Origin of the sequence: Gimesia fumaroli (assembly GCF_007754425.1) — a bacterium.
In the GTDB taxonomy this organism is placed as follows: domain Bacteria; phylum Planctomycetota; class Planctomycetia; order Planctomycetales; family Planctomycetaceae; genus Gimesia; species Gimesia fumaroli.
In genome coordinates this window covers 6612542-6626260 of sequence record NZ_CP037452.1, presented here as the reverse complement: position 1 = coordinate 6626260, position 13719 = coordinate 6612542, and the positions used below count along the sequence as shown (strand labels likewise).

Annotated in this window: 7 protein-coding genes and 1 tRNA gene; 4 read left to right on the top strand and 4 right to left on the bottom strand. The window is 51.1% G+C overall.

Features of this window, described 5'->3' with window-relative positions; translation table 11 throughout:
• The first annotated feature begins 32 nt into the window (after positions 1-32).
• Entirely contained in the window at positions 33-1511 is a 1479-nt protein-coding gene (locus Enr17x_RS25150; protein WP_145312527.1) for an IS4 family transposase, read from the top strand.
• 346 nt (positions 1512-1857) lie between these two features.
• Here Enr17x_RS25150 and tnpC read toward each other — a convergent pair whose 3' ends face one another.
• The 3 genes from tnpC to tnpA are packed head-to-tail and all read right to left on the bottom strand — an operon-like array spanning position 1858 to position 4180.
• On the bottom strand, positions 1858-3432 hold the full coding sequence (gene tnpC, locus Enr17x_RS25145) for an IS66 family transposase (protein ID WP_232100793.1): 1575 nt from the start codon (positions 3430-3432) through the stop codon (positions 1858-1860).
• A gap of 44 nt (positions 3433-3476) precedes the next feature.
• Positions 3477-3839 carry an IS66 family insertion sequence element accessory protein TnpB gene (tnpB, locus tag Enr17x_RS25140; RefSeq protein ID WP_145305628.1) on the bottom strand — a complete coding sequence of 121 codons (363 nt, stop codon included), beginning with the start codon at positions 3837-3839 and terminating at the stop codon, positions 3477-3479.
• Positions 3833-4180: an IS66 family insertion sequence element accessory protein TnpA gene (gene tnpA / locus Enr17x_RS25135; protein WP_145305627.1), complete on the bottom strand. Its 348-nt coding sequence runs from the start codon at positions 4178-4180 to the stop codon at positions 3833-3835. The genes tnpB and tnpA overlap by 7 nt, the downstream gene beginning before the upstream one ends.
• A 1357-nt stretch (positions 4181-5537) precedes the next feature.
• On the opposite strand from tnpA, the gene Enr17x_RS25130 reads away from it, so the two are divergent.
• A complete protein-coding gene (locus Enr17x_RS25130; RefSeq protein ID WP_145312524.1) occupies positions 5538-6821 on the top strand; it encodes a DUF1552 domain-containing protein in 1284 nt (427 codons plus the stop codon).
• Positions 6822-6853: 32 nt separating this feature from the next.
• Positions 6854-9343, top strand: a complete 2490-nt coding sequence (locus Enr17x_RS25125; protein ID WP_232100852.1) for a DUF1592 domain-containing protein — start codon at positions 6854-6856, stop codon at positions 9341-9343.
• Positions 9344-9466: 123 nt separating this feature from the next.
• Here Enr17x_RS25125 and Enr17x_RS25120 read toward each other — a convergent pair.
• Positions 9467-9551: transfer RNA gene (locus Enr17x_RS25120), tRNA-Ser, on the bottom strand.
• 528 nt (positions 9552-10079) lie between these two features.
• Here Enr17x_RS25120 and Enr17x_RS25115 point away from each other — a divergent pair.
• Positions 10080-13697, top strand: coding sequence for a DUF4366 domain-containing protein (locus Enr17x_RS25115; protein WP_145312520.1), 3618 nt, complete (start codon positions 10080-10082; stop codon positions 13695-13697).
• Positions 13698-13719 lie beyond the last annotated feature (22 nt).

Genomic DNA, 13719 nt, shown 5'->3' with positions numbered 1-13719 from the left:
TGTGGGTAAAACATTTGACCAAGGAAGGTTCTATGCCATTTATATCAGCTTCCCATTCGAATGCAGCATCATTTTCTCTTTTCAAACGTTCGATGATGCAAAATGCTTCGCTTCCGCTATCTGATGTGATTGATGACCAGCGCTGGCAACAAACCTTTGATGAACACGAAATCAATTTTGGTTCCGGCGAGGATGACGTTTACACACCGGCAGTCACGCTCTGGGCATTAATTTCTCAGGTCTTCTTTTCCGGGGAGCAACGCAGCTGTAAAGCAGCTGTGATCCGTGTTGCCAACCTGTGTGCCGCGCTGGGCCGACAGATTTGCAGCACCAATACCGGTGCTTATTGTCGGGCACGACTCAAAATCCCGTTTATCGTCATTCGAGACATTGTCCAACAAATTGCCGCTGATGCGGAAGCGGCCTGTGATCAGAATCGTGTCCAGACCAGAGAGCAGTCGGCGGCACGCCTCAGTCCTTCCAGCATCGCTGATGTGAAATCACGGAGCACCGGCGGTCGCATTCTGCTGGTTGACGGCTTCACCATCACGGCCGCCGATACTCCTGAGAATCAGCGTGCCTATCCACAGAACCCGACTCAGAAACCGGGGCTCGGGTTCCCCGTTCTACGCTGCGTTTCTCTGATCTCGATGACAACCGGACTGCTGGTGGATCTAGTGAGCGGGCCTTACAGCGGAAAAGGCAGTGGCGAAACGGCCCTGTTCTGGCAAATGCGCGATGCACTCCGACCGGGAGATACCCTGGTGGCAGACTCGTATTACTGCACGTACTGGCTGGTGAGTGCGTGCCGTGCGCGGGGCGTGCAGATTCTGATGAAGAATCATCACCTGCGTGACGATCATCCCCAGAACGCGCGGCGGCTGAGCAAACGGGAGCGACTGGTGACCTGGTCACGACCATTGCAACGTCCTGCCTGGATGACCCGTCAGGAATTCTGGCAACAACCGCTGACGCTCACTCTGCGTCTGGTCGATGTGCAGATCAGTCAGCCGGGGTATCGCGCCAAAACGTTTACGATTGCCACCAGCATCACAGATCGGAAAGCATACCCGGCGCGCTGGATCGCCGCCGTGTATCAGAGCCGCTGGCTGATCGAACTGGATATTCGCAGCATCAAGTGTTCGCTGGGGATGGATATTCTGCGTGCGAAGTCTCCGGACATGGTGCTCACCGAACTCTGGTCGTGCCTGCTGGCGTATAATCTGATTCGGTTAAAAATGCTGCAAAGCAGTCTCTCAACAGACCGTGATCCGCGTTCCCTCTCGTTTGCCACCACGCAACAGATGCTGGCTGCCAGTTGGTTGTTGGGAGCCGTCACGAAGCTCACGGATGAGTTGGTTGCACTCGGACAACAGGTCCCCAGCAGCGAACGTGTGGGGCATCGCACTGGTCGAACAGAACCCAGAGCCAATAAACGCCGCACCAAAGTGCTGGCTTTGCTGAAGCAACCAAGATACCATTACCATCAACAACGGAAGGCAATCGTATGAACGCAAACTGTTACGCTACAATAGGCAGTGCCATTCGGTCCTGACCCCTTTTACTATTTCTAGACAGAGAGTAAGAGGGAGCAGCGACTGTTCCAGCCGGTGATTACTAAGGTCATTCTGTAGTGTACGCGTTGGATCAACTTTTGGGGGCATTCCACCGGCACAGATTCTTTTTTGCCTTTTGAATTTTCTACTATGTTGTACGGAATGTGTTGACGGTTAATCTGGTTCAGTGGGGCGAAGACTGACGATGGGGCACTTGGTCGAATTGCCGCCATGTGACCTTGGCGTAACCGTTTCAGCAAATACACGGTCTATCAATGACTGAACTGAATCGCTGCCGGGTTCAGCGTCGGCGGGTGTAGTGGGCTTCCGGGTGTTGCTTCAGCCATTGGTCTGGCAGCAGTTCTTCCAGGCGATCGGCGGCGTGATCGGTGATCCGCGTCAACACATCGCGCAGATAGGCAAACGGTTCCACTTCGTTTGCTTTGCAACTGGCCATCAGGCTGTAATGCACGGCGGCCGCCTGGCCGCCCCGGTCGCTGCCGACGAACAGATAATTCTTCCGGCCGAGGGCACAGGGACGCAAGGTGCGTTCGGCCAGGTTGTTGTCAATCGACAGGATGCCCTCGGTACAATACCGCGTAAACCCGGACCAGCGGCTTAACAGATATTGAATCGCCGCTGCCACCGGACTTTTCGGTAACAGACTGCGCGCGGTTTCCGTCAACCAGTCGCAGAACTTTTCCAGTATCGGTAGCGCCTGTTTCTGTCGCAACTGCCAGCGGCGTTTCCACCAGTGTTCGCAGTCCGCCGGCTGTGGCAGATCCGACTTCAACACGCCGGCTTCCCGTTCGATCGCGTATAACTGCTGGATAAACAATAATGCCCGGTGAGCGGCTTCCGGCTGCACCGTCCGCGCATCGTAAAACTTGCGTCGCGCATGCGCCCAGCACAAGACCTGGTGAATTCTGCCTGACCGGTACAGTTCTTCGTAGCCGGCATACGCGTCTGCCTGCAGATAACCGCAAAAGTGTTCTAAAAACGCCTGGGGACCGGCGCGTTCCCGGTTCGGGGTGAAATCATAGACCGAATACGGGTGCGCGACATCGCCACAGTAAACCCAGAACCGGCCGGTCCGCGTGCGGGAAAGCCGTTGGTCCTGGACGGGAATCGTCGTATCATCCGTATGTACGACGCTGGATTGCAAAACCCGGCTTTTCATCAGATCAATCAGCGGTTGCAGTAATTCTGCGGTTTCCAGGACCCAGCGGCTCATCGTGCTCCGCGAAAGCTGTACGCCATTCCGGCTGAGAATGGATTCATGACGATACAGGGGGAGATGATCTGAGTATTTCCCCACCAGGATCGTCGAGAGCAAGCCGGGGCCGGCGAAGCCTTTGGCAATCGGCCGGGCAGGAACTGGAGCCAGCGCCACATGCTCTTCACACTCCCGGCACGCGTATTTGAAACGTACGTGCTCGATCACTTTCAGGCTGGCAGGAATGAATTCTAACTGTTCGTGGCTGATTTCTCCGATCCGCTGCCGTGTCTGGTCGCAGCAGGGACAGCGTTTTTCCGATTCGGTCAGGTCATGCTCTACCCGTTCCCGAGGCAGATGATCGGGCAGCTTGTTACGGCCACCGCCACGACGGCGATGTGCGGAAACCGTCGTGGGAGGAGGTTCATCGTCCTCGGGCTCGGCCGCTTCCTCTGGAGTATCGGGTTCGTCAAACAGACTCATTTGATTGGGGGCGATCTTTTCAGAACGGGCGCCAAACCGCTGTCGCAGCAGCCGATCAATGAAATGTTTGAGTTGCTCGACTTCCCGCTGTTGCTCTCCCACGGTCTCACCCAACTGGTGAATCATATCATGGCAGGATTGGACGTCGTTCGGCAATGAGGATCGTTTCTGGTTCATGTTCCACGTCTTAACATAATCGTTGTCAGGCGGGAACTGTTTTTTTATGAAGTCGATACTTTTTCTGAAATCTGATAGCGTTTTCTGCGCTGCACGCTGGTCAGGTCGATGCCCTGCAGCAGGAGCCCCAGGTCGATTGAGGACAGTTGTAGGCCATGTGTGCCCTCCGGGCTGGAGAGACGCTGATATGTGCCCGCTTCCAGCCGTTTATACCAGATGGCCAGACCATCGTGGTCCCAGTACAGCAGCTTGATCCGATCCTGTTTTTTGTTGAGAAACACAAATAGTCCCCCGTCGAGTACGTTTTGCTGCAGGTAGACTTCGGTCATTCGCAGGAGGCCGTCAAAACTTTTGCGCATATCGGTGGGGACCGTGCAGAAATAAATGCGGGTGGGCAGATTCAGCATGCGCGCTGCTCCAGCGCGGCGAGCACGGTTTCGAGCGTGGTTTGATCACAGCCGTTTCCGACGCGAACCGAGGTGCCCTGTGAGAACACGATTTCAATCGGCGTGGCAGGGAGTTGGACTTCAACGGGCAGAAAGGAAGCTGCAGCGGTTGTCTCGGCATCCCGCTTTTTCAGTTCCCGTCGCCAGTAGTGGTAAGCTGGTTCGCTGAGTCCCTCACGCTGACAGAAGGCACGGATCGAGAGTCCGGACTGCAGTCGGTCAGAAAGGGTTTGTCGCCAGAACGCTTCACGGTTCGGGTTCCGTCGCTGGTCGGCACGCGGGGTTGGCTGGGATGCGGGCATCGCTTTCGCTCCTGAATATGCTGGTGGTTAAAACACATGCAGAATACGATACACGTCAAGGTGTATTTTGTGGGCCGGTTACCCTTGGCTGCGGTTCCTGTTCGGTCCGTTTATGACTGCACATCTTGAGGTGTTTTCGTTTATCAGGACGGATGCGAATTAAGAGACATCATCTGGTGTCGGGATTCCTGCGGAATGTTCATCTACGTCGGTTCTGGTGATATCGGGTAGGATTTGTGTGCTGGGTTTGTTTCTTTGATCTGGATTCTACCGGCGGCCGGGTCGCGTTTCTTAATTCGAACGGTTCTTACCAATGACGCACAACCGGGGCTAAGGCCCTGCGGCTAATTGGGCTTTCCTGTTGTCAAAGTCCTGAAGACAGGGGTAACAGCACGTCGACTCGTCCCTGTATCTGGAGAGAGTATCATGGTAGTAAAACGGATTTTTGCGAACTGCGTGGGAGAGTCAAGGGGGCGTTGCGTATTTTCTCCGGGAATGCCATTTGATCTCCTGGGATAGTCGTATCATGTTCTGGGAACGTCAAATGAAGCGTTGCGATGTCGTTTGAAAACGGAGGTGCATCGGAGCAGTGGTTGGGAAAATCGTGCTGAAACAAGTGGGTTTGATGGTGCTGATGATTTCAGTGGTTTGAAAAGGGGCACTGAACCCGTAGTGCTCACTCGCGCGCGCGACGCTATCTCCGCATGATGATCTTGATCTGCGCGATGCGGTCAAGTCGAAAATTGACAGTCGTGGGGTGGCGTCGTTTCCTGGATCAAAGCAGGGGAGTGGAGATGCTGGCGTCCTCGGGAAAGGCTGCGCCAAAAAGAAAAGCCTGCCGAGGGTAACACAGCTGGCAGGCATGGGGCACAACTCAAACCCATTTTCCGAAAGAGGGAAATAATGAAGTTTCAAACAGAAACCAACGCAGTCATTCAGATCAGCGTTGTGAAAAGAGTGTGATTCGATATCGTCACGAGAGTTTCTCTATCCATTTCTCTTGATAGGAAAAAGGGAATGCCACAAGACTGCCACAAATATTTTGGTCACTCATGAGTTTACATTTGCTATCGCAGGCCTGGATTAGTCTCTCTGACTACTATAATGCCGATAATTGTACTGGACTCACCACTTCGATCAGATGTGATATTGGGGATCTTGTTGCAAATATACATGGCGTTGCATCTCCATTTCGGGTAAAATCAGGCGGCCAGATTCAGTTTCTTGACCAGGCTCTGTGCGTATTGAAAATACACTTAAACGCTGATAGAAGCGGTTTTCAAACAACCAGACTTTCAAGAGGCCCGACTTTCAATAGGATTGTACGTTTCCCTTTGTGATTGGACAGACTGCTAATATGAACGATAAAATCAATCGCCGCCGATTCATTCTTCGGTCCTTTGCCGGATCTCTGGCTTTGCCTGGGCTGCCATCCCTGATGACGGGCTCACTGGCGGGGAATTCCGCGATTACTGAGTCTCGCGGGGCGGGTGCGGGGGCTCAACGGTTTGTCGCCGTCGGTAACTTGCTTGGTTTTCAACTGAAACATTTTTTTCCTGAGAAAACAGGCAAAGAGTATGAAGAGACGACGCTGCTCAAGCCTCTCGCAGCCAATCGAGATCAGCTGACGGTCTATCGCGGACTCGATCATGGACTTCGCGGCGGCCACTTTGCCGTGCATACGTTCCTGTCGGGCTTGCTTCATCACGAGTCCAAGAATCGGACAGACGGCAACGTTACCATCGATCAATTCATCGCGGATGAAGTCGGCAATCAGACACGCTTTCCGTCGCTCACGGTCGGGTCTGAAGGGGGGATCCATGGTGGCTGTCAGCTCTCATGGACCAAGTCAGGCGTGCGGGTTCCGCCGATCACCGGGCCTGCGGAATTGTTTGACCGATTGTTCATCGCGGATTCGAAACAGCTTCAGGCACAGAAAGTGAAAGAGAATTCACTGCAAGCGTCGATTCTTGATTCGATTCACGACGAAGCCCGCTCCCTTTCGAAACGAGTGAATAGTGAAGACAAGGCGAAACTCGATGAGTATTTCAGTTCCATTCGCGATGTCGAAAAACGTCTGAAGCTCCGCCAGGTCTGGTCTGATCAGCCCAAGCCGAAAGCACCCTTCGACAAGCCCGCCGATAAGAACACCGTTGAAGACCTGCCTATGCTCTACGAGTTGATCGCGCTGGCTTTGCAGACAGATTCAACACGGATTGCCACGCTGGAAATTGGCGGCAGCTTTTTGCCACAACACCTGGGTATCAATAAGTCCTACCATGGTCTTTCGCATCACGGTAACAACGAAGAGTCGGTTGGGCACCTGGTCACCCTTGAGCGATATCAAATCGAACAGTTTGGAAAATTCCTGACCCGTCTGGCTGGTATATCCGACGGTGAGCAGACGCTTCTCGATTCGACGGCGGTCCTGTTCGGCAGCGGCATGGGGAATGCAAATTCACACACCAACTCGGATTTACCCATCATTCTGGCTGGAGGCGGGTATGGGACTGGCGAATTTAAGAAAGCCCCCTCTAAAGGTCCGGGTAAGGTCCCATTGTGCAATCTCTTTCTGGATATCGCCCAGAGAATGGGGGTTGAGAAGGAATCGTTCGGAACGAGTACCGGAAGGTTCTCCTGAAGATGAATACACAGTTTATAGAGACTCTCAGTATGCGAGCATTTCGTGCCGTTTGCGGATTCGTTATCAGCGTTTCCGTGCTGCTGCCTTGCTCAGCAGAGGAAAAGCAGCACAAACACAATCCAACCGTCACCCGGCTTTTAAAGAAATACTGTCTTGATTGCCATGACGTCAAGACTGCGGATGGCGAGCGCGAGTTTGAAACGTTCTCGCTGCCGATCAAATCTGAGCAGCAGCTGATCACCGCTGATGGAATCATCGATCAGGTCACACTTCGGAAAATGCCACCTGAAGAATCGGACCAGCCGACCGACGAAGAGAGACTCGCTTTAATCGGTGCCTTGCGAGACAGTATTCAGGAAGCCCGTAGCCAGTTTGAAAGTACCGGGTCTCGCACCATAATGCGTCGCCTTTCCAATCGAGAATATGAAAATACTCTGGCCACTCTATTCGACCGTCGCGTCGACACTCTGGGATTAACCGCGGACTTCCCGAAAGAAGAGACCAGTCAGCATATGGACAATATCGGTGAGTCGCTGGTGACTTCCGGATTTCTGTTGGATCAGTATATTCAAGCAGCCTCCCGCCTGGTAGAAGCCCGTCTTGGAAAACCTGAAATGAAACCCAAGTCGTGGCACTTTAAAGACAACTTCAAGCAGTATGAAGAGCTGTCGGGCTCACATAAAAGTGTCTTCAAATATCGGTATCTCTGTCTCTACGAACAGCCCAACACAGACACGCGCCAAGGTGGTTATGGACACATCGAAGATTTCCTGGCGGGTGTGCCGACCTCAGGGCTGTATGACATTCAGGTTCAAGCGCAAGCGATGCACCGCGATACTCACTACGATCCAAAGATTTTTCGCATCGACTTTTCAGAACCATTTCAGTTGGCGGTTGTTCCCGGTGATGTGACGAAAGGCCATATCCATTATCCCCAGGCGATCGAACCGATCCTGGCAAGCACTGTTGTTCCGGATGACAAACCAGAGTGGTTAAAGTTTCGCGTCTGGCTGGAAGCAGGGCAGACACCGCGCTTCATTTTTCCGAACGGACCTTATGAGTCGCGGGCCTCTGTCATCGCACTTAACAAACGCTATAAAGATGAATTCAAAAATCCGGATACCGGTGTCAGACGGAAGGCGTTGCTTCGCGAGGGAAAGCTGCCTCATATCAGGATCGGCGAAATCAAAATCCATGGTCCAATTCCAGAACCAGCCGGCAGTAAAGAAGAGATCGCCGTGTTCGGGAAAGAGGGGTTTCAGGAAGACCATGCGCTGGAACAACTCTTTGCCTTTGCGAAAAAAGCCTATCGGCGTCCGTTGAACGAATCGGATCAACAACGGATCAAAGTGTTTTACGAACTGCGATTGTTCGAGTCAGCGACGCCACGCCAGGCGGCTCTCGACACACTCAAGACGATCCTTTGCTCTCCTTCGTTTTTATACCTCAGCGAGATCACTCCCGAGGATGAACGCGAGTTGCACCCGAATGATCTGGCGTCGCGACTTTCTTATGCCCTCTGGACAGCACCCCCTGATGCAGAGTTGTTCGCCGCGGCCGCCTCTGGACGCTTGAAGGAAAAGGATGAATTACAAAAGCAGATTCGACGTCTGCTGAAGGATTCGCGTTCTAATGAATTCGTCAATGGCTTTCTTGACAGCTGGCTCAATCTTCGCGCCATTGGCGACTTGCCTCCGCCGCGAAAGGCTGCGTGGGAGTACTACGCTCAGAACCTGCCTGAATCGATGAAACAGGAAGCACGATTGTTTTTTCGTTCACTGCTGGATGGGAACGGATCGGTGGAAAATTTTCTGGATGCTGACTACACCTTTGTTGACAAGAACCTGGCTAATCTCTACCGGTTACCAGAGAAAGACACGTTGCGACTGAAGGATGGTTTCAGGCGTGTCAAGCTCTCTGGCACGAAACGGCGTGGAGGGTTGTTAGGCATGGCTGGCGTGCTGACTGTCAGCGCCAATGGCGTGGATACATCTCCGGTAACGCGAGGTGTCTACGTTCTCGAAAATCTGCTTGGAACACCACCACCGCCTCCACCTGACGAAGTGCCTGCCATTGAATCTGATGTCAGTGGAGCAACGACGATTCGTGAGAGACTGGCAAAGCATAGCAAGGACAAGACGTGTTACGTGTGTCATCGAAACATCGATCCACACGGTCATGCACTTGAGTCATTTGACCCCATTGGCCGCTGGCGAGAAAAGTACCCTAAGCCCAAAGGAAAAGGAACTGGTCCAAAGGTGGATCCAACAGGCAAACTTCCTTCTGGCGAAACATTCACTGATTTTGCAAGCTTTAAGCATGTGCTGCTCGAAAGCCGTCTTGATCAGTTCACCCGCTGTCTTATTGAAAAGCTACTCACCTACTCAACCGGACGGCAGATGGAACGATCCGACCAGTACGAGATCGAAGACATACTTAAACGTGTTAAAGCCGAAGACTACGGCCTGCAGACAATCGTGCTCGAAGTCATGACTTCCCGAATCTTTCGATCGCGTTGAACTGGTTCGGCTGCAAATCGGGAATTCCTGCACAGGGTCAACAACGGGAATAGTGGGGGCACAAAAAACAAAGGCTCGCAAACTTTTTTTTACAAGAGGTTACGAGCCATCGTTCATTGGATGCGGAGAGAGGGGGATTCGAACCCCCGGTACCTTGCGGCACACCGGTTTTCGAGACCGGCACATTCGGCCACTCTGTCACCTCTCCGATGGAATCAAGTCTCTGTCTTGACTGCTTTTATTATGGTTGCCTTTCTTTATATAGACATCTGAGTCCAACGTCAAATTCGAAGGCGATGCGAATCTGGCTTTGTGATTCTTAATTCACTGGTATCAATTTCTAAAGTGGAAACAATGAATAGACATCTTTCTGCCGGTACGTGGCGTAGTAAAGTCAGTGGGGCTGCGTTATTCAATCTAGTCATTGATCCTGTCTCGAATTGAACAGTTGGAAATATCAACGATTCCCGGCATCTTTCTTGCAGAGTCCATCCCGCCGGGATATGCTGGTATTTATAGACATTTTCTGTAAAGAATGGTTCTCTCTCATCTTTGGAAAGTCACCTCTCACAGAAAATCCCAATCTGTCAGCGAACATTTAGTAAACGAAGTAGGTATAATGTATGCCGAGGTGTGTCCATTCTGTATGGCTTCTTTCGATTACGTGATTTCGTAGGTATAACTCCTTTCTTTCACGACCTTGGTTCATTCGTTCATTAGCGATGGAATTTATAATATGCGTCTATTCCATTTTGTTTCGATCGTAAGCCTGTTTACGATTCTGACTTTCGTTACTCCCACGTATGCAGAAGAGCAGTATCTCGAATTTATACAGGGGTTGCGAGACAAAAACTATCACGATATTGCTCTGGAATATCTGACTCAGATTGAATCTGACAAAGAAACGCCTAAAGAAATACGTGAACTGATTCCTTTTGAACGTGCCATGACGCTGATGATGTTCTCGCGAACTCAGAAGCTTCCGCAGGATCAGGAAGAAACGCTGAATCGGGCACTGGCACAGCTGGCACTATTCACAAAGCAGAGCCCCAATCACCCCAAGGCTGGAACGGCGAACACTGAACGGGGAAAAATTATTCTCGAGAAAGCAGAAGTTGAGATTCGTAAAGCGCAGACTTCTGATCTCGTCAAGAAAAAAGAGTATCAGGCAGCCGCCCGCAAATTAGTGGCGCAGGCACGCGCGATCTTTCAAAAAGCGTATAATCTACACGAAAAAACCTGGAAGTCGTTTCCCGCAACGTTTATTGACAAGCAGAAAGAGCCGGAAAAGTACGCGGCTCGTGCGCGAGCAGAAATACAATTCATGAGTGCCCAGCTTGATTTGGCACAATGTACCTATGAAGAAGCACAAGCCTACGATCGTGGCAGTGCTGACTTTAATCGCCTGCTCAAAAAAGCTTCAGAAGAATATGCCAAAATTCATGAACGTTATCGCAGCCAGGTGGGCGGTCTGTATGCGCGTATGTGGCAGGGAAAATGTTTTGAGGAGCAGGGAGAACTGGGACGAGCCTTGGGAATCTATAATGAACTGCTCGGTCACCCCGGAAAATCACAGCCCATCAAACAATTAAAAGACAATATTCTGCAGTTTCGACTGATCTGCCTGAATGATGACAAGAAAAAAGATTATCAACTGGTCATCAATGAAGCAGAGCAATGGTTAAAGGATAATCGTTCACGAAGTCGAACGGCAATCGGTCAGGGAATTACCTGGGAACTGGCACGTGCACAGGAAGCTCTGGCAAATACTGAGGGAGTGAAAAAAAGTGATCAGGAACGAATTCTTCGACAGGCGTTAACGAACGCTCGTTTTGTGAATGCCTTCCGCGGCAAATATCGTGATGTTTCCCGTCTGATGGTGGGGCGAATTAATGCCAGGCTGCAGGGGAACTCCGGAGGAGATCCCAAAGAATTCGAGACGGCATACGGTTTGGGGCAGGATCGCGTTAAACAGACCAAGGCATTGAAAGAGAAAGTCGCTGCAGCAAAAACTTCAGCGGATAAAAAGAAAGCACAAGTCGAACTCAATCAGTATATGGAAGAGACGGCGCGCCTTCTGAAAATTGCCCTGATACTCGCCGACGAAAAAACGGATCCGAAGGAGCTGGATCATGCACGATTTCTCTTGTGCTATACCTATTATAATTTGAGACGCAGTTATGAGTGTGCGATTCTTGGTGAATACATCGCGAATCATCATCACAAAGACAGCGCTCAGATTGCTCTGGATGCAGCGTATCTGGCTCTGGCAGGTTTTCTACAGGCTTACAACGATTCTCCCAAGGAGCAACGTTACGTTGATAACCAGCATATGGAAGCAATCTGCAATTTAATTGCCACCAAATGGCCTGACAGTGATCGTGCGAATGACGCTCGGATTCAACTGGGCAATATTTACAGCCAGACTGAACGGCCGGCGGAAGCAGCCAAATGGTATTCGCAGGTTCCCAAGACGGCACCTCAATATGTGGATGCCCAAATCAGAGCCGGTCAGGCGTACTGGAACAGTTATCTGACTGCAATGTCGCGTGCCTCAGATGCAAAACCGGAAGACGTGAATCAGTGGGAGAAGCTTGCTGAAAAGCACTTGAAGACCGGCATTGATGCGACACAAAAATCGATTCCACCCACCGCGAAGACTCCGGAAAATCTGACTGCAGCAAAAACATCGCTTGCACAAATCGCACTTAACAAAGGCAACTACCAGGAAGCGATTGATATTCTGACAAAAGATCCGCACTCTGTATTGAAGGCCATTCATCTGGCGAAAGGTAAAAAACGGCCTGCAAAAGGAGTTCAGAGCAGCGAATTTGCAAATCTGGTTTATCAGCTGCAACTGCGCGCGTATATTGGATTGCAACAGATTGATCTGGCTAGAAAAGCGATGAAACAGTTGGAAGAGTCGGCATCGGGATCGGGGGGAGAATCGATTACCGATATGTATCGCCAACTGGGTGAAAAAATTACGGAAGAAATCGAGCGTCTTAAATCAGCCGGTGATACGAAACGAATCGACGATGTTCGCAAGTCATTGGAAACGTTCCTGACGGATATCTTCAAACGTAAAGATCAGACGTATGGTTCACTGGTCTGGATTGGTGAAACCTATTATGGCATGGGCCAGGGCGCCAAGGAGAATCCGGAAGTCGCCCGAAAGTATTATGACAAAGCAGCCGCTGCATTTGAAGAAATTCAGAAACGACAAGACGCATCCGGCGATTTTATTCCGGGAAATTTCCAGGTTGGAATTACATTGCGTTTAGTGAATTGTAAAAGACAGCAAGGCGAATATGAAGAAGCTTTGAAATTGATTACGCCTGTGCTGAAAGAGAAGGATAAATCTCCAGAGGTGCAGTTTGAAGCGGCTTCTATTTTGCAGGACTGGGCCGGCAGCGGTCAGGGAGACTCACACAAAAAATACATGCAGGCGATCAATGGCATGGAGCTTGAAGGGGGCGCATTGATTCGAGGCTGGGCTTATCTGACTCGTATCCTTCAGTCTTCGATTGCTTCGACGGGACGCGATGATCTGAAGAAAATGTATTACGATACCCAGTACAATAAAATCGAGGCTCGTCGAAAATACGGAATTGCCATCAATGATTCCAAAGAACTGGAAAAAGCAAAATACGAGACCAATGTCTTTGGTCAAATTAGTGTTGATCTTCCCGACGATGTCTGGGAGCGGTTCAATAAGTTATATCGACAAATTCAGACCGACATGGGGGAAGATCCTGTTGATCTCGAACGACGTCAGACTGCTAGTGAGACTGTGGCTGCGAATGGTGCAAAGCAGCTGGATGCAGAGACACCTGCCAATACGCAGCAGAAAGTCGCACAACAGCCGGCAACGGAAGCACCGGCTCAAGGCGGCTCGAATACCATGTTATTTCTGGTTGTGATTCTATTGGGAATCGGTGGCGCTGCCGCGTTTTATTTCTTCGGGCTGAAGCCTGGGAAAAAAGCACGTCCTTCGTATCAACTTGCTTCGAACGTCACTATGCCTTCGGAGATACCCGCACCACCGGCTCCTAAACCGAGTCAGCCGGCTTCTGCGAAGTCTGCAAAGCCGAAAGCGGCTGTCGATAAGCCACGTACGAAAGCAGAACCTGAAAAAGAAAAACGGAAAAAGTCACCAGAACAAAGTGAGTCTGGTAAGGAAAAACGAAAATTAACACCGGAACAAATTGCAGCCCGTAAGGCTAAACTGGCGAAGATGTCTCCGGAAGAAATCGCGGCTCGCAAAGCAGCGATTGCCAAGAAAAAAGCCGCACAGGCGAAACAGCAAAAACAGTCACGACCTCGTCCAGATGGTGAATCCAAAGACGCCTGATTTTTAACAGGCCGTCAAAACC

Coding starts and splice junctions, on each gene's coding strand:
- Enr17x_RS25115 (WP_145312520.1), top strand. CDS start 10,080: ATGCGTCTATTCCATTTTGTTTCGATCGTAAGCCTGTTTACGATTCTG.
- tnpC (WP_232100793.1), bottom strand. CDS start 3,432: ATGAACCAGAAACGATCCTCATTGCCGAACGACGTCCAATCCTGCCAT.
- Enr17x_RS25125 (WP_232100852.1), top strand. CDS start 6,854: ATGCGAGCATTTCGTGCCGTTTGCGGATTCGTTATCAGCGTTTCCGTG.
- Enr17x_RS25150 (WP_145312527.1), top strand. CDS start 33: ATGCCATTTATATCAGCTTCCCATTCGAATGCAGCATCATTTTCTCTT.
- tnpA (WP_145305627.1), bottom strand. CDS start 4,180: ATGCCCGCATCCCAGCCAACCCCGCGTGCCGACCAGCGACGGAACCCG.
- tnpB (WP_145305628.1), bottom strand. CDS start 3,839: ATGCTGAATCTGCCCACCCGCATTTATTTCTGCACGGTCCCCACCGAT.
- Enr17x_RS25130 (WP_145312524.1), top strand. CDS start 5,538: ATGAACGATAAAATCAATCGCCGCCGATTCATTCTTCGGTCCTTTGCC.